The sequence below is a fragment of the Microbacterium hominis genome (assembly GCF_013282805.1).
GTDB classification, from domain to species: Bacteria; Actinomycetota; Actinomycetes; order Actinomycetales; family Microbacteriaceae; genus Microbacterium; species Microbacterium hominis_B.
In genome coordinates this window covers 3,363,889-3,380,018 of sequence record NZ_CP054038.1, presented here as the reverse complement: position 1 = coordinate 3,380,018, position 16,130 = coordinate 3,363,889, and the positions used below count along the sequence as shown (strand labels likewise).

The window sequence follows — 16,130 nt, the reverse complement described above, 5'->3', positions numbered from 1 at the left end:
CCACCCACGCGGTGGGCTGTCGGAGGGGTATTCGGCGCCGACGGCCTTTTCGGATGCACCAGAATGGATCTGGATTGCTCGTCTGACGAGCGATATCGTGACGCCGTGGTGGCGTTCACGCTCTGCATCCTCGCCCTGCGAGGGCGCGTCAGTCGGGGCTGATCATGCCGATGCGCGCCGCACGATCTCGCACTCGAGCTGCACCTGTCGTGGCGGCTCGTCGCCGCGCAGCTGTGCCAACACCAGGCGCGCGGCCTCTTCCCCCAGGCGACGGGCGGGCTGGTGCACCGTCGTGAGCGGGGGGATCGTGCGGCGCGCCCAGGTCGAGTCGTCGAAGCCGGCCACGGCGATGTCATCGGGGATGCGGCGCCCGGCAGCGCGGAACGCCTCGACGGCGCCGGCGGCGACGGCATCGGATGCCGCGAAGACCGCGTCGATCTCCGGATGCCGCGCGAGCAGACGCTCGGCCGCATCGCGGCCCGCGGCGTAGCTGTAGAGCGGGATCTCCTCGACGAGGTCGCGGTCGAATCTCTCGCCGAGTGCGGCGGCGAAGCCCGACAGGCGGTCGGCGCCCGAGTCGCGGTCCAGCGCCGCGGCGATCATTCCGATCCGGCCGCGGCCGGCATCCATCAGGTGTCTGGTGATCGATGCCGCCGCCGCGTGGTTGTCGATCACGACGAACGAGGCGGTCGCGGGTGCTCCGGGTGGGTGTCCGACGTAGGCCGCCGGCAGCTCGAGGCGCTCGATGGCCGCCGAGATCGGGTCGCGCGAGCGCGCCGAGACGATCACCGCGCCCTCCACGAAACCGCCCGACAGATAGCGGGCGACCCGGTCGGTGTCGCGCTCGGAGTCGACCACGAGCACCGCCATCTGGTGATCGGCCTCCGAGAGCACGGCGTTCGCGCCCAGGAGGATCTCGCCGATGTTCGGATCTTCGACGAAGAGGGAGCCCGGCTCGTGGACGATGAAGCCCACCGACTGGCTCCGCTGCATCTTGAGGTTGCGGGCGGCGGTGTTGGGCACGTAACCCACGGCGCGGATGGCTTCTTCGATGGCTTCCCGCGCGGCCGCCGAGACGTAGCCCTCGCCGTTGATGAAGCGACTCACGGTGCCGCGCGAGACCCCGCTGCGCACGGCGACATCATGCACGGTCGCGCGCTTCTTGCGGGGCGGGGGCTGGGCCACGCCCCTCACTGTAGCGGGCGAGGGGTTGACAGATCCGCGAATGCTCTGTCAGTGTGTGTACGTTCACACATTTTGTCGAGCGAAACTCTCCGGGCAAATGTGTGCACGTTCACACATCACTGTCGATATGACATGTCAACGCCGATATGGAGGAACGTGACCGAAATGGCCACGCACACCGTAATCGCCGCGACCCAGACCGCGGCCCCGGCCGCCGCGCCGCGCTTCACCCACCGGGGCATCGCCTTCGGCTGCGACTACAACCCCGAGCAGTGGCCGCGCGAGACGTGGCGCGAGGACATCGCGCTGATGACCGAGGCGGGTGTCGACCTCGTCGCCATCAACATCTTCGGGTGGGCCCAGCTCCAGAGTGCCGACGGCTCGTTCCGCTTCGACGACCTCGACGAGATCATCGAGCTCCTCCACGCCGCCGGCATCCGGGTGAACCTCGGCACGGGCACCTCGTCGCCGCCGCCGTGGCTGACCACGCGGCATCCCGAGATCCTCCCCATGACCGCGGACGGCACCCGCCGCTACCCCGGAGGTCGCCAGGCATGGTGTCCGAGTTCGCCGGTGTTCCGCGCCGCGGCGCTCGAGCTCGTCGAGGCGGTGGCGGCGCGCTACGGCCGTCACGAGGCCGTCGCGCTGTGGCACGTGTCCAACGAGATCGGCTGCCACAACGCGCACTGCCACTGCGACGTGTCCACGCGGGCCTTCCGCGAGTGGCTCCGCGACCGATACGCCACGATCGATGCGCTCAACCAGGCCTGGGGCACCGCCTTCTGGAGCCAGCGCTACAGCGACTGGAACGAGATCCTCACCCCGCGCGAGACCCTCTCCACGCGCAACCCCGGGCAGATGCTCGACTACCGTCGCTTCTCCTCCGACGCGCTGCTCGACTACTACCGCGCCGAGGCGGCGGTGATCCGCCGGCACAGTGACGTGCCCGTGACGACGAACTTCATGGTCACCGCGCACATCGACGCCCTCGACTACGCGACGTGGGCCGCCGACATGGACGTCATCGCCAACGACCACTACCTCGACCATCGACTGGGCGATCCCCACGGCGAGCTCTCGTTCTCGGCCGACCTCGTGCGCGGACTCGCCGGCGGCGAGCCGTGGCTGCTCATGGAGCACTCCACGGGAGCGGTGAACTGGCAGCCCGTGAACCCCGCCAAGGCGCGAGGCCAGATGCTGCGCGACACGCTCGTGCATGTGGCCCGCGGCGCCGACGCGGCGTGCTTCTTCCAGTGGCGCGCATCGCTGCAGGGCTCGGAGAAGTACCACTCGGCGCTCCTGCCGCACGCCGGCCCCGACTCCGCGCAGTGGCGGGAGGTGCGGGAGCTCGGTGCCGCGGTGGCGGCGCTCGACGAGGTGCAGGGCAGCCGTGTCGTCGCCGAGGCCGCCGTGCTCTTCAGCTGGCCGTCGTGGTGGGCCACCGACGCCGAGAACACGCCGTCGTCGGCGGTCGGCTACCTCGATCAGGTGCACGCCGCCCACCGGGCCCTCCGCGATGCCGGGATCACCGCCGACGTCGTCGACCCCGAATCCGACCTCACCGGCTACCGACTGGTCGTCGTGCCCGGCCTGCACGTGGTGACGGATGCCGCGGCCCAGCGCCTGCGCGATGCCGTCGACGTCGGCGCGCACACTCTGGTCACCTTCTTCAGCGGCATCGTCGATGAGCACGACCGCGTGCGGCCGGGAGGCTACCCCGCGCCGTGGCGCGACCTGCTCGGCGTGCGGGTGGAGGAGTTCGCCCCGGCGATGCCCGGCGCGGACGTGATGCTCGCCTCGGGCGGCCGCGGCCGCCTCTGGGCGGAGCGGCTGGTCGCCACCGACGCGATGGTCGCCGACCGCTTCGCCGACGGCCCGGCGGCCGGGATGCCGGCCCTCACCCGTCGCACGGGCACCGGCGTCGCCGGCGACGCCTGGTACCTCGCGACGCTGCTCGAGCCGGGCGCCTACGCGATGCTCGTCGCACGGATCGCCGAGGCCGCGGGTGTGCGCCAGGAGCCGGGCGCAGGTCGCGACGTCGAGATCGTCCGCCGCCGTTCCGACGACGGCACGACCTGGCGGTTCGTCGTGAACCACGGCGCCGACGCGGTGGGGATCGCCGTCGACGGCATCGAGCTGATCACCGGTGCGACGGTGACCGGCACCACTGAGATTCCCGGCGGAGGCGTCGGGGTGATCCGAGAGGAGGCCCGCCGATGACCGCAACCGTCGAGGCGACACCCACCCGTCGCCGGGCACGAGTGCATCACAAGGGTGCGATCGCCGTGTTCGTGGCGCCGTTCGCCGCGCTGTTCATCGCCTTCTACCTCGTGCCCATCGGGTACGCGGTGTGGAAGTCGCTGCTCGTGGTCGAGCGCGACGGCACGTTCGGGCCCGCGCAGGAGGTGTTCGGCGGATTCGCGCAGTACGCGCGCGTCTTCGAGAACCAGGCGTTCTGGGAATCCGTCGGCCGCGTGCTGCTGTTCGGCGTCGTGCAGGTGCCGGTCATGCTCGGGCTCGCGCTCCTGTTCGCTCTGCTGCTGGACTCGCCGCTGCTGCGCGGCAAGAAGTTCTTCCGCCTCGCCTTCTTCGTGCCCTACGCGGTGCCGGGAGTCATCGCGGCCATCATGTGGGGCTTCCTCTACTCGCCGCAGCTCTCGCCGTTCACGGCGGTGACCTCTCGGGTCGACCTGCTCTCGGCGGACTTCGTGCTCTGGTCGATCGCGAACGTCGTCACGTGGGTGTTCGTCGGCTACAACATGCTGATCATCTACTCGACGCTGCTGGCGATCCCCTCCGACATCTACGAGGCCGCGCGTCTCGACGGCGCCGGTCAGGTGCGCATCGCGTGGTCGATCAAGATCCCGCTCGTGCGTCCCTCGCTCGTGCTGACGGCGGTGCTCTCGATCATCGGCACTCTGCAGCTGCTCGCCGAGCCCCAGACCTTCCGGGCCTTCAGCTCGGCCGTCACCAGCACCTACACGCCGAACATGACCATCTACGCCACCAGCTCCATCCCCAACGTCAATCTGGCTGCGGCGATGTCGGTGGTGCTCGCGCTGGCGACCTTCATCATGTCCTTCACCTTCTTGCGCCTCACCCGACGGAAGGCGGCATCATGACCACCTCCAGCCTCGACACGCGCGCCGTCGTCACCGGCCGCTCCCGCGGTTCCGACCGCTCCCGCGGTCCCAAGGAAGGCTTCGTGCCGCGCGCGGCCGCCTTCCTGGTGATGACCGTCTTCACGCTGTACTTCCTCACCCCGATCTGGTGGCTGCTGGTGGCATCCACCAAGTCGCGCGGCGATCTGTTCTCGACCAACCCGCTGTGGTTCGCCGAGCCGCGGTTCTTCGAGAACCTCACCGGGCTGGTCACCTACCGCGACGGCGTGTACCTGCGCTGGCTGGTCAACAGCGCCGGCTATGCCGGCATCGGCGCGCTGGTGGCCACGGTGCTGGCGGGCATGTGCGGCTACGCGCTCGCCAAGTACCGCTTCCCCGGCCGCGAGACCGTGTTCAACGTCGTGCTGGGCGGCGTGCTCGTGCCGGCGACCGCGCTCGCTCTCCCGCTGTTCCTGCTGTTCAGCCAGGTGCAGCTGACCGACACCTTCTGGGCTGTGTTCCTCCCCAGCATCGTGAGCCCGTTCGGCGTGTACCTGTCCCGCGTGTTCGCCGAGGCCTCGGTTCCCGAAGAGCTGCTCGAGGCGAGCCGCCTCGACGGGGCGGGCGAGGTGCGCACGTTCTTCACGGTGTCGATCCGGCTGATGTTCCCCGCGCTCATCACGGTGTTCCTGTTCCAGTTCGTCTCGATCTGGAACAACTTCTTCCTGCCGCTCATCATGCTCCGCAGCGAAGAGCTGTTCCCGGTCACCTACGGCCTCTACGCGTGGAACTCCACGATCAACCAGTTCCCCGAGCTGCGCACCTACGTGCTCATCGGCTCGCTGATCTCGATCGTGCCGCTGATCATCACCTTCCTCCTCCTGCAGCGCTACTGGCGCACGGGCCTGGGCACCGGAGCCCTCAAATGACCCCCGTCCGCGTCCGTCGGACGGTCCACCCCCACCACCATCACGAGAGAGACACCATGCGAAACAGCAAACGAGCGGTCACCGCAGCCCTGCTCGCGACCGCAGCACTCACCGTCGCGGGCTGCGCGGCCGGTTCCTCCGACGACGGCGCCGCCGCCGGCTCCTGCGAGCCCGCGGGTGAAGACGTCACGCTCGCGTTCACGTCGTGGATCCCCGGCATCGAGGACGCCGTGGCCATGTGGAACGAGGAGAACCCCGACATCCAGGTCGAGGTTCAGACCGGCCCCTCGGGCAACGCCGGCACCTACCAGAACTTCTTCAACCAGCTCGAGGCGGGAAACGCCCCCGACCTCGGCCAGATCGAGTACGACGCGCTGCCGAACTTCCGCGTGCAGGACGGCCTCGCCAATCTCGCCGCGTGCGAGGACGTCATGGCCGCCGAGGACGAGTTCCTCGACTGGACGTGGGGCCAGGTCACCCTCGGCACCGACGACGAGGTCTACGGCGTGCCGCAGGACCAGGGCCCGATGGGCCTGTTCTACCGTTCCGACCTGTTCGAGCAGAACGGCATCGAGGTTCCGACCACGTGGGAGGAGTACCGTGAGGCGGCGGTGCAGATCCGCGAGCTCGGCGGCTACATCACCAACTTCTCGCAGACCGACATCAACCAGTTCGCCGGCTTCGTCTGGCAGGCCGGCGGCGAGTGGTTCGCCAACGACGGCGACGCGTGGGACGTCGAGCTCACCAGCGATCCCTCGGTGATGGTGGCCGACTACTGGCAGGACCTCATCGAGAACGACCTGGTCGCGACCTACCCGGCGTGGACCGACGAGTGGAACAACGCCTACAACTCGGGTGAGGTCTGGACCTGGAACTCGGCCGTGTGGGGCGCCAACTCGATCCTCAGCGGGGCGCCCGACACCGCCGGCAACTGGTCGGTCGCACTGGCCCCGCAATGGGAGCAGGGCGGCGCCGCCGCCGGAAACTGGGGCGGCTCCTCGGTGGCGGTCTTCAACGGAACCGACCACCTCTATGAGGCCGCGAAGTTCGCGCTCTGGCTGAACACCTCGGAAGAGGCGCTCACCTCGCTCAACACGACCGCGCAGATCTACCCCGCCACCACGGCCGGGCTCGAGCTGCCGGTGCTGAAGGAGGGCGTCGATTTCTACGGCGGCCAGGCCATCTACGACGTGTTCGCCGAGGCCGCGACCCAGGTCAGCCCCGACTTCGTGTGGGGCCCGACCATGACGCAGACCTACGCCGACGTGTCGGACGGCTTCAAGTCGGCCGTGTCGGGGTCGCAGACCCTCGCCGACGCGCTCGAGAACGGACAGCAGTCCACGATCGATGCGCTCGAGGCCGCGTCGATCCCCGTCGCGGAGTGACCTCCGCGTGATCCATCACCTCCGTGCCGCGGGCGTCAGCGTCGTCGTCGACGCCCGCGGCGCGGGCGTGCCGGTCGTGCTCCACTGGGGGCGCGACCTCGGCCCGCTCGACGACGAAGACCTCGCCGCGCTGGCCGCGGCATCCACTCCCGCCGTGCCGCCGTCGTCGATCGACGTGCCGTTCCGGCTGACGCTGGCCGCCGGGCTCGGCGACGGCTGGACCGGCCGCCCCGCGTTGCAGTTCTCCCGGCGCGGCGACACTCCTGCGGCCCGGGCGGCCCGCGCCCCGCGGCTGCGCGCCGTGAGGGAGCGTCGCGAGGATCGCGCCGAGGCCTCGGCGCTGCGGATGACCGTGCGCGATGACGAGGCGGCTGTCACAGTGGAGCTCGATCTCGAGCTCACCGCACAGGGACTGCTGCGCTCGCGCGCCACCGTGCACAACGACGGTGTCGAACCGCTGGATCTCGCTGCCGCCGGCATCCTCCTCCCGATCCCGGCGCGGGCGGGCGACCTGCTCGACTTCACCGGCCTGTGGGCGCGCGAGCGCCGCCCGATCCGCGGGCCCCTGCGCGACGGCATCCACGCGCGCGAATCCCGCCACGGCCGCGGCGGGCACGACAACGCTTTCGTGCTGGCGGCCGGCACCCCCGGGTTCTCCTTCGAGGCCGGCGAGGTGTGGGCGGTGCACGCCGCCTGGAGCGGCGACACGGCCGTGTGGGCCGAGCGGTCGGCGCTCGGTCCGTCGACCCTCGCCGCGCAGGAGCTGCTGGCCCCCGGCGAGGTGGTCGTGGATGCCGGGCGCCGGCACACCGGCGCCTGGAGCGTCGCGGTGTACTCCGCCGAGGGGCTCAACGGCATCTCCGATCGCACGCACGCGTGGGTGCGCTCCTGGCAGGCGCCGCCGCCGCGCCCTCGGCCGCTCACCCTCAACACGTGGGAGGCCGTCTACTTCGACCAGTCGCTGGAGAAGCTCGAGCCGCTCATCGCCGCGGCCGCCGAGGTCGGGGTCGAGCGATTCGTGCTCGACGACGGCTGGTTCCTCGGGCGCCGCGACGATCGCCGGGCCCTCGGCGACTGGACGGTCGATCCGCAGGTGTGGCCGCAGGGGCTGGGACCGCTCGTCGAGCGCGTCCACGCCGCCGGCATGCAGTTCGGTCTGTGGGTCGAGCCCGAGATGATCAGCGCGGACTCCGCACTCGCCCGGGAGCACCCCGAATGGATGCTGGGTCGTGGCGGCGACCTCGAGTGGCGGTTCCAGCGCGCACTGGATCTCAGCGCACCCGGCGCCGCGGACCACGTGTTCGAGTGCCTCGACGCGCTGCTGCGCACCTACGACATCGCGTTCCTGAAATGGGACCACAACCGCGACCTGCTGCACGCGCGCGCCCACGCGCAGACCGCGGCGGTGTACGCCCTGATCGATCGCCTGCGCGCTGCCCATCCGGGAGTGGAGATCGAATCCTGCGCCTCCGGGGGCGCCCGCCTCGATATCGGGATGCTGCCGCACGTCGATCGCGTGTGGCCGAGCGACTGCAACGATCCGGTCGAACGTCAGCGCATCCACGCGTGGACGACCCTCCTGCTGCCGCCCGAGTACCTCGGGGCGCACGTCGGCGCGCCGGAGGCCCACACCACCGGGCGCACCGCGGCGACGTCGTTCCGCCTCGGCACGGCGCTGTTCGGCAGCGCCGGGATCGAGTGGAACGTCGCGCAGACCTCGGAGGGCGAACGGGCGCAGCTCGCCGCGTGGGCGGATGAGTACCGCCGAAGGCGGGATCTGCTGCACTCCGGCCGTGTCGTGCGGATCGACACCGATGATCCCGCGGTCGTCGCGCACGGGGTCGTGGCCCACGACCGCTCCGAGGCGCTCTTCTCGGTGGCGACGGTCGACACGCCCGCCGCGGCGCTGCCGCCCGCCCTCCGATTCCCGGGACTCGACGCCGACGCCCGCTACCGGGTAGCGCCCGTGCCGATCGCGGACGGGCCGCGCATCATCGCCGACCAGGATCCGCCGTGGTACCGCGACGGTGGCATCGAGCTGCCCGGGCGACTGCTGGCCGAGACGGGTCTGCCGATGCCGCTGCTCGCACCCGAGCAGCTCCTGCTGCTGGAGTTCACGCGGCTCTGAGTCGCATCGACCGCGGAGACGCCCCGCGCGCGGGTCAGCCCGAGCGCGCGCGCCGGAAGGCCAGCGGCGTGCTCCCGGTCGCCCGCTGGAACGCGGCGTGGAAGGCCGACGACGACCCGAACCCCGCGCGCACCCGCACGGCATCCACCGGTTCGTCGCCAGTCATGAGCAGCCGCTGCGCTTCGGAGATCCGGCATTGCAGGAGGTACTCGGAGATCGTGACGCCGGTGGCCTCCCGGAAGACGCGTGTGGCCGACTGCGGATGCAGACGAACGTGCGCGGCGACCTCGGCGACACCGATCGCCCGACCGAGGTGAGCGGCGATGAACAGCGCCATCTCGCCGGCGCGGTCGATGCCCGCTGCCGGACGCTCGACGGGGACGGCGGGGGCGACCTGGAGGAGCCGGGCCAGCAGCGCCTCGATCTCGAGCGCCGCCGGCCGGCGTGCCGCCGCGTCATCCGCGGCGAGTTCGCGCCCCCAGCGCTCGGTCGACTCCGAGCTCACGGTCATGGCGGCGGACCCGACGATGACCTCGCCGCCCAGCAGCCGACTGAGCGCCTCCCGGCCGGCGCCCCACGACAGGAGGACGGGGGTGGGGATCGTGATCCAGGTGGCGGTGCCGCCGCCTCCGCCCACCAGCTGGTGCGGGCGCCCCGCCCAGAACACCGCCGGCCGCTGCGCCGGGATCGACACGACCCGCCCGCCGATCACGTAGTCGAGGTCGTGCGCAGACAGGTTGATCTCCAGATCGTCGTGGCGATGCGCATCGGCCATCTCGCGCGTGCTTCCGCTCCAGCAGGCCAGGCCGAAGCTGTCGTTGTGTGAAATCAGGACTTATCCGCTCCTTGCGCGTAACAATCACGGAATTCTCGCACGTAGCGTCGAGCGTGGAAAGGACATGACATGGAATCGACCCTGGCGCCCCACCTGCTGACCGACGAGCAGGTGGCGAGCTTCGACCGCGACGGATACCTGGTGCTGCGTGACCGAGTGCCCGCCGATCTTCTGGAGCGGCTGCAGCGGGCATCCGATCGATGGATCGCGGACGGACAGGCGAGCGCCCGCGCAGCGGGGGACGACCCCGACTACAACTTCGCCCGCCGCGGAGAGCGCGACGTGCTGTTCCGGGTCAACTACCTGCACGCGAAGGGGGAGGATGCCTCGCTCGAGCTGCTCGGCGACCCGGCGATCCTCGGCATCGCCGCGAGTCTCGCGGGTGACTCCTTCGTGCCCACATACGAGTCGCTCGTGTTCAAGGCGGCCGGCGACGGCGCGCCGATCGAGTGGCACCAGGACGCGGTGCATCCTCGCACGCACCGCATCTTCAACATCGACGTGTACCTCGACGCGTCCCGCATCGGAAACGGCGCCCTGCGCGTCGCACCCGGTTCGCAGCGCCGACCCGTCGACATCTGCGCGCTGCGCGACGAGTACGGCTGGGATGCGCCGGGTGTGGTGCAGGTGGAGATGGAGCCCGGGGACGTGCTCGTGCACGACGTCATGATCGTGCACGGCTCCGAGCCGACCTCCGGCGGCGATCTGCGCCGCACGGTCTACTACGAGTTCCGGGCCGCCGAGCAGATCGTCGACGAAGGGCCGTGGGACGCCGGGTGGATCGACCGGCGCATGCGCCTGCTGCCGGTGGCCCTGCGCGCGTGGGCCGAGCGACACCCCGGCGAGCAGGGCTTCGCGTGGGCGCCGTCGGAGCGTTTCCGGCCGGCGGCCGGGCTCGACGACGCCGAGGAGCTGCGCATCGCGCACGGCGTGCACTCGCCCGGTTCGTACTGCTCGGCCGGCAGCGTGCCGGCGGCAGAACATCGCCCCGCGGGGGCGCTCCCGCGGGGCGATGGGTGACGGGGAGGATGCGGCGCCCGCCGCACGACGAGCGGGCGCTGCTGACGGGCATCCTCCCCGCCCCGGCTGATACTGGGTCAGCCGTCTCGGAAGCCTCACATCGCGGGCACGAGCACCCGGTCGATGGTGTGGATGACGCCGTTGGAGGCGTCGATGTTCAGTCCGCGGATCACCAGACGCGGGTCGGCGAGCGCCGGCGTCTCGTCGCGGAGGTTGATGCCGCGGGGCTTGACGATGCCGCCGTTGGCCATCGTGAGCGACTTCGAGGTGATGACCTTCACCGGCCCGAGTTCGCGTCCGGCCACCACGTGGTAGAGCAGCACGTTCGAGATCTGCTCCCCGGTGAAGCTGCTCGTGATGGTCGCCAGCGCATCGGCCTCGGAAGCCGGCATCGAGCCGGTCAGGTCGCCGACCAGCCGCAGGAACGCGCGGTCGTTCGGGGCGAACACCGTGTAGGTCTGGCTCGTGTCGGCCAGTGCCGCATCGAGTCCGGTGGCGATGAGCGCCTGCACGAGGATGTCGTAGTCCGCCGGGTTGGCGTCGGGAGTGCCTCCGCCCGACGCGGCGACCGCGACGTCGACGATCGAGCCCGGCGCGCTCCCGCCGGAGGCCTGGGCGGCCGGCGCGATGCCGAGCACGAGCGCGGTGGCTGCGGCTGCGGCCAGGACCAGCTTCGGGGTCTTCTTCATTGCTCATCTCCTTCGGTGACCGATGTGCCGGTGGATGCCGGCACAGGGGTATTCCGCCCCACCCGGCGCCGCGGATGCAGCCGGCACGATCGAGAGTCAATTCGATGCGGGTGCATCCGCGCCGCGGCGATGGGCGGAAGGAACCCTGTGACGGCACCAACCGGTGGCGTCCCGAAGCGGACACCATCCGCTGAGATCAGGAGGAGACACATGCGCAAGACAACCGCCGCCGGCATCGCCGCCGGCCTCGTGGCCGCATTCGGCCTCGCCGTGCCCGCCTCTGCGAGCACCGCAGAGTCCGCGATGCTCTCGGTTCTTCACGGCATCCCCGACACCCCGGTCGACGTCTACGTCAACGGGGAACTCACACTCGATGACTTCGCCCCCGGCGACCTGGCCGGCCCGCTCGAACTCGCCGCCGGCGACTACGAGGTCGCGCTCACCGCCACCGACGCGGCCGACGCCAGCTCGCCCGTGCTGGGACCGGCGACGCTCACGCTCGAGGCCGGAATGAACTACACCGCCGTCGCCCACCTGAGCGAAGGCGGCGACCCGACCCTCACGCCGTTCGTCAACGACACCTCGGCCACCGCGGCCGGAGAGGGCCGCCTGACGGTGCGCCACGTCGCGGCCGCGCCCGCCGTCGACATCCTCGCGGGCGGCTCGCCCGTCATCACGGGTCTGGTGAACCCCGAGGAATCCAGCCTCGACCTGGCCGCGGGCACCATCGAGGCCGCCGTCGCGCTCGAGGGCACCACCGATCCGGTGATCGGCCCGGCTGATGTGACGGTCAGCGAAGGCGCCCTCACCATCGTCTACGCGTGGGGCAGCGCCGAGGCGGGCAACCTCGCTCTCGCCGTGCAGAACGTGACCGGCATGCACTCGAGCCCTGACGGCGTGCCCTCCGGCACCGCCGGGTACCTGGCCGAGCGCGACACGCAGATGACCGCGCTGTGGATCGTCGGGGTCGGCGCCATCGTCGCCGCCGCCGCCGTGACCGGTGTGCTCGTCAGCCGTCGTCGAGAGGCCGCCGACCGCGCATGATCGCGGCCACCCACTGGGGACGGGAGAGGCGCCGCCGGGCCCGCATCGCGGGCGCGGCGGCGCCGCTCGCCGCCGCGCTGGTGGCGGCAGGTGTGCTGCTGGCGGGGTGCGGAGCCCCGACGACCGCGGCACCGCAGCCACCGGCATCCACCCCCACCCCCACGCCGACTGCGGCGCCCACGCCCGCCGTCGACGTTCCGGTCGTCTCGAGCACGCTCGCGCCGGTGGCGGCACCTGTCGCGCCCAGCCGACTGCGGCTGGACGCGATCGGCGTCGACATGCCGGTCGAGCCGGTCGGAGTGGACGGCACGCAGATGGCGCTGCCGGTGGACCCCGCCGTGGCCGGGTGGTACCGCTTCGGCCCCGACGCCCCGTCGACCTCCGGGCACATCGTGCTGTCGGCCCACGTGGATGCCCCGCAGTACCCGATCGGCCCGCTCGCCCGGCTGCGGGAGGTGGCACCCGGCGCCGCCGTCTCGCTCACCGACGAGACCGGGCAGGCCCGGTCGTACATCGTGGAGTCCGTGACGTACTACCCGAAGACCGACCTGCCGGTCGACGACATATTCGCCCGAGAGGGCGCCCCCGCCGTGGTCATCATCACGTGCGGCGGTCCGTTCGACGCGGCCACCGGCCGCTACCGTGACAACGTGGTCGCCGTCGCGCGACCGGCATGAGCGACGAGGAAGACGCAAGCACATGGTCGATGAAGGTCCCGACGCGGAGCTCGCCGAGCGGTTCCGCCGCGGCGACGAGCGCGCGCTCGCCGAGCTGTACCGGAGGTGGTCGCCGGTGGTGTTCACGCTCGCACTGCGTTCGCTGGGCGACCGCGGCGACGCCGAAGACGTGACCCAGCGCACGTTCGTGTCCGCGTGGACTTCGCGCGCCTCCTTCGACGCCCGCAAGGCGAAGCTCTCGACGTGGCTCATGGTGATCGCGCGGCGGCGCATCGCCGACGCCCACGAAGCCCGCGCCCGCGTGCGCGCCGTCGAAGAGGAGGTGCTGCGCACCACCCGCCCCGACGACCTCGTGCGCGAACCCCCCGATCTCGCCGACACGCTGCTGGTCGCGAACGAGATCGAACAGCTCGAACCCGATGCGCAGACCGTGGTGCGCATGGCGTTCTTCGACGATCTCACCCACGTCGAGATCAGCGAACGGCTCGATATGCCCCTCGGCACCGTCAAGAGCCACATCCGACGAAGTCTCACCCGCATGCGCGACAGATTGGAGGTCTCCCATGTCGCACCTTGACCCCGAACAGATGGCCCTTCTCGCCCTCGGCGAGTCGGTGGCCTCGCTGGCCGACTGCGCACACCTGCGCTCCTGCCCGGCCTGTGCGGCCGAGCTCGCCGAGCTGCAGGAGACCGTGCAGGTCGCGCGCACCGTGGTCGCCGACGGCGACCTCGAATCGCCGCCCGACCGGGTGTGGGGCGCGATCGCCGACGAGCTCGGCATCGATCCGGCCCATCCTGCGCAGGCCCCGGCGGAGGCGCCGCCGACGACCGCGGCCGATGACGACGCTGCACCGCGTCGCGGGCGGATGCGCACGATGTGGGCGCTCGCCGCCTCGCTCGTGCTCGTCGCGGGCGTCGGGATCGGAGCCTGGGTCGTCACGAGCTCGCTGAGCCCGGCATCCATCGCCACCGCCGCGCTGGATCCGTTCCCCGACCACCCGGGTGCGACCGGCACGGCCGATGTCGAGGAGTCGCGCGACGGCGCGCGCCGGCTCGTGGTGACGGTGGGCAGCGACGCTGTGCCCGACACGTACCGCGAGGTGTGGCTCATCCGCAACGACGCCGGGGCGCTCATCAGCCTCGGGGTGCTCGAGGGAGACACGGGGTCGTTCGCGATCCCCGACGGCGTCGACCTCGCCGAGTACAGCCTCGTCGACGTGTCGGTCGAGCCGATCGACGGCGACCCCGCGCACTCGGGAGACTCGATCGTGCGGGGGGAGCTCGACCAGGTGTAGACGCTGCCGCGCCGGGGCGACGTCGAGCGGCCGCCACTGCGGCGTCGCGACGTCGCGCCGCGTCGCGCGCGTCGCCGCTCTGGCCCCGCGTGTTGTCCCGCGTTGCGCGTTGCCCTGCGTTGCGCGTTGCCCTGCGTTGCGCGTTGCCCCGCCCGCCGCGTTGCCCAGATCAGGTGATCTGCCGAGGACAGGACGATGGATGCCGCGCCCGGCCTGTCTCCGCCGGATCACCTGTTCTCGGCAAGACCGCGCCGCCGCGCGGGCGGTCGCCGCGCGGCCCGCCCGGTTGCCGTGCTGCCCGCCCGGTCGCCGCGCAGGCGGTCGCCGCGCTGCCCGCCCGGTTGCCGCGCTGCCCGCCGCGTTGCCCAGATCAGGTGATCTGCCGAGGACAGGACGATGGATGCCGCGCCCGGCCTGTCTCCGCCGGATCACCTGTTCTCGGCAAGGGCGCGCCACCGCGCGAGCCACCGCGCGAGTCGCCGCGCCGTCGCTACGGCGCCAGTTCGGCGGCGAGCGCCCGGGTCGCGTCGGTGTCGAGGATGCGGTCGATGAACACGTGCCGGTGCGACAGCGCGACCTCGGCGCCGGGCGCCAGCATGATCGGCTCGTCGAACGAGGCCGACGGGCTCATGATCGGGAAGGGCTCGCTGCGCACATACCACTTGATGGGCGGGATGCCGGTGGACCGCCCCGCGTAGGCGATCACCGTGCCTCCGCCGTCGGCCTCGTCGTGCTGGCCCGAGAAGGCGAGCCACGGCGCTTGGGCGCCCATGAGCGCCTCGGCGTCGTCGGAGTCCTCCGACAGCACGCGGCCGCCCGTCCAGGCGCGGGGCATCCGGATGACGTAGCCGGTGTACCCCGCGTTCGGGCGGCCGTTGGTGGTGGGGCTGCCGAGTTCGAGGTCGCGGTCGCTCACGTTGCGCAGGGTGGTGTCGAAGTCCAGCATCCAGAGCCCGCGGTCGAGGTCGAGACCGTGGAAGCGGTGGGTGCGCGCCTCGGCGATCCACTCGTCGCCCGCCTGCGTGATCCACGTGAGCCGCTCGGTGAATGACGCTGCCGGTCCGGCATCCACCACGTCGGCGAACGCGTCGTGGCGCATGCGACCGACGTTCTCGAGCGGCGTGTACCCCGTGCCTTGCACGTACGTCGGCCCGCCCCAGAAGTTCTGCCCCGACACGGAGGTCCACGTCATCTGCAGGCCCTTGTGCCAGCGGTGGTCCCACGGACGCAGGGCGGTCAGCGGCGCGCCGTCGAGCGCCCGCACGGGGTGGAAGTAAGGCTTCGGGCCCTCCGACGCGGGCCCGCCCGGGTCGAACGCGTACTGCGCGATGTCGACGCCCGCGGCGGTGACGGTCAGATCGGTGTCGGTCGTGCGGAGGGTGAAGTCGGCCACGCGTCCATTCTGGCGCAGATCGCTGGAAAGCGCTTCCCGGTCGGCCCGTCGATCCCTGATCAGGATCGCGCGGCCGGGCGGAGCATCCACTCCGTTCCGGTCGAGTCGAGTCCGCCTGCGCTCGCGTGTCCGTGACGCGCGCGGCACATTGAGGCATCCGCTGCAGATATCGGTGGCGCGGATGCCGCGACGTGGCGCGAACGTGTGGTCGGGGGTGTCGCGACGTGGCGCGGATGCCGCGACCTGCCGCGAACGTGTGGCGCGGATGCCGTGGGGTGGCGCGGATGCCGCGACGTGGCGCGAACGTGTGGTCGGGGGTGTCGCGACGTGGCGCGGATGCCGCGACCTGCCGCGAACGTGTGGCGCGGATGCCGCGGGGTGGCGCGGATGCCGCGACGTGGCGCGAACGTGTGGTCGTGGGCGGGCGCCCCGAGGGTCTCCGAGCGCCC

14 protein-coding genes are annotated in these 16,130 nt (G+C 71.5%); 10 read left to right on the top strand and 4 right to left on the bottom strand.

The features are described 5' to 3' along the window. Positions 1-162: 162 nt before the first annotated feature. A complete protein-coding gene (locus HQM25_RS15245) occupies positions 163-1,185 on the bottom strand; it encodes a LacI family DNA-binding transcriptional regulator (protein WP_172990999.1) in 1,023 nt (340 codons plus the stop codon). A gap of 165 nt (positions 1,186-1,350) precedes the next feature. On the opposite strand from HQM25_RS15245, the gene HQM25_RS15240 reads away from it, so the two are divergent. From HQM25_RS15240 to HQM25_RS15220, 5 genes are read left to right on the top strand one after another with little or no spacing between them, the layout of a single operon-like run. Then, positions 1,351-3,405 carry a beta-galactosidase gene (locus tag HQM25_RS15240; RefSeq protein WP_172991703.1) on the top strand — a complete coding sequence of 685 codons (2,055 nt, stop codon included), beginning with the start codon at positions 1,351-1,353 and terminating at the stop codon, positions 3,403-3,405. Continuing rightward, a complete protein-coding gene (locus HQM25_RS15235) occupies positions 3,402-4,307 on the top strand; it encodes a carbohydrate ABC transporter permease (protein WP_172990998.1) in 906 nt (301 codons plus the stop codon). The genes HQM25_RS15240 and HQM25_RS15235 overlap by 4 nt, the downstream gene beginning before the upstream one ends. Then, on the top strand, positions 4,304-5,215 hold the full coding sequence (locus tag HQM25_RS15230; RefSeq protein WP_172990997.1) for a carbohydrate ABC transporter permease: 912 nt from the start codon (positions 4,304-4,306) through the stop codon (positions 5,213-5,215). The genes HQM25_RS15235 and HQM25_RS15230 overlap by 4 nt, the downstream gene beginning before the upstream one ends. A 56-nt stretch (positions 5,216-5,271) precedes the next feature. Beyond that, positions 5,272-6,600, top strand: a complete 1,329-nt coding sequence (locus HQM25_RS15225; RefSeq protein WP_172990996.1) for an ABC transporter substrate-binding protein — start codon at positions 5,272-5,274, stop codon at positions 6,598-6,600. Between the two features lie 7 nt (positions 6,601-6,607). Beyond that, on the top strand, positions 6,608-8,728 hold the full coding sequence (locus tag HQM25_RS15220) for an alpha-galactosidase (protein WP_254359392.1): 2,121 nt from the start codon (positions 6,608-6,610) through the stop codon (positions 8,726-8,728). A 34-nt stretch (positions 8,729-8,762) separates the two neighbouring features. On the opposite strand, the gene HQM25_RS15215 is transcribed toward HQM25_RS15220, so the two are convergent. After that, positions 8,763-9,503 carry a helix-turn-helix domain-containing protein gene (locus HQM25_RS15215; RefSeq protein ID WP_172990994.1) on the bottom strand — a complete coding sequence of 247 codons (741 nt, stop codon included), beginning with the start codon at positions 9,501-9,503 and terminating at the stop codon, positions 8,763-8,765. Positions 9,504-9,632: 129 nt separating this feature from the next. On the opposite strand from HQM25_RS15215, the gene HQM25_RS15210 reads away from it, so the two are divergent. Further along, entirely contained in the window at positions 9,633-10,583 is a 951-nt protein-coding gene (locus HQM25_RS15210; RefSeq protein WP_172990993.1) for a phytanoyl-CoA dioxygenase family protein, read from the top strand. 95 nt (positions 10,584-10,678) lie between these two features. On the opposite strand, the gene HQM25_RS15205 is transcribed toward HQM25_RS15210, so the two are convergent. Then, complete coding sequence (locus HQM25_RS15205) at positions 10,679-11,272, bottom strand: fasciclin domain-containing protein (protein ID WP_172990992.1); 594 nt, start codon at positions 11,270-11,272, stop codon at positions 10,679-10,681. Between the two features lie 210 nt (positions 11,273-11,482). Between HQM25_RS15205 and HQM25_RS15200 the strand changes: the two genes are divergently transcribed. Genes HQM25_RS15200 through HQM25_RS15185 form a run of 4 tightly spaced genes read left to right on the top strand, consistent with a single transcriptional unit; the run spans position 11,483 to position 14,288 of the window. After that, entirely contained in the window at positions 11,483-12,316 is an 834-nt protein-coding gene (locus HQM25_RS15200; RefSeq protein ID WP_172990991.1) for a DUF4397 domain-containing protein, read from the top strand. Further along, a complete protein-coding gene (locus HQM25_RS15195) occupies positions 12,313-12,993 on the top strand; it encodes a class F sortase (RefSeq protein ID WP_172990990.1) in 681 nt (226 codons plus the stop codon). Before HQM25_RS15200 ends, HQM25_RS15195 begins: the two co-directional genes overlap by 4 nt. A gap of 22 nt (positions 12,994-13,015) precedes the next feature. Further along, entirely contained in the window at positions 13,016-13,570 is a 555-nt protein-coding gene (locus HQM25_RS15190) for an RNA polymerase sigma factor (protein WP_172990989.1), read from the top strand. Further along, entirely contained in the window at positions 13,557-14,288 is a 732-nt protein-coding gene (locus HQM25_RS15185; protein ID WP_172990988.1) for an anti-sigma factor, read from the top strand. Before HQM25_RS15190 ends, HQM25_RS15185 begins: the two co-directional genes overlap by 14 nt. 490 nt (positions 14,289-14,778) lie before the next feature. Here the strand turns inward: HQM25_RS15185 and HQM25_RS15180 are convergent, their stop codons facing one another. After that, complete coding sequence (locus tag HQM25_RS15180) at positions 14,779-15,681, bottom strand: PmoA family protein (RefSeq protein WP_172990987.1); 903 nt, start codon at positions 15,679-15,681, stop codon at positions 14,779-14,781. Positions 15,682-16,130: the final 449 nt, after the last annotated feature.

Coding starts and splice junctions, on each gene's coding strand:
- HQM25_RS15240 (WP_172991703.1), top strand. CDS start 1,351: ATGGCCACGCACACCGTAATCGCCGCGACCCAGACCGCGGCCCCGGCC.
- HQM25_RS15235 (WP_172990998.1), top strand. CDS start 3,402: ATGACCGCAACCGTCGAGGCGACACCCACCCGTCGCCGGGCACGAGTG.
- HQM25_RS15230 (WP_172990997.1), top strand. CDS start 4,304: ATGACCACCTCCAGCCTCGACACGCGCGCCGTCGTCACCGGCCGCTCC.
- HQM25_RS15225 (WP_172990996.1), top strand. CDS start 5,272: ATGCGAAACAGCAAACGAGCGGTCACCGCAGCCCTGCTCGCGACCGCA.
- HQM25_RS15215 (WP_172990994.1), bottom strand. CDS start 9,503: ATGGCCGATGCGCATCGCCACGACGATCTGGAGATCAACCTGTCTGCG.
- HQM25_RS15210 (WP_172990993.1), top strand. CDS start 9,633: ATGGAATCGACCCTGGCGCCCCACCTGCTGACCGACGAGCAGGTGGCG.
- HQM25_RS15205 (WP_172990992.1), bottom strand. CDS start 11,272: ATGAAGAAGACCCCGAAGCTGGTCCTGGCCGCAGCCGCAGCCACCGCG.
- HQM25_RS15200 (WP_172990991.1), top strand. CDS start 11,483: ATGCGCAAGACAACCGCCGCCGGCATCGCCGCCGGCCTCGTGGCCGCA.
- HQM25_RS15195 (WP_172990990.1), top strand. CDS start 12,313: ATGATCGCGGCCACCCACTGGGGACGGGAGAGGCGCCGCCGGGCCCGC.
- HQM25_RS15190 (WP_172990989.1), top strand. CDS start 13,016: ATGGTCGATGAAGGTCCCGACGCGGAGCTCGCCGAGCGGTTCCGCCGC.
- HQM25_RS15185 (WP_172990988.1), top strand. CDS start 13,557: ATGTCGCACCTTGACCCCGAACAGATGGCCCTTCTCGCCCTCGGCGAG.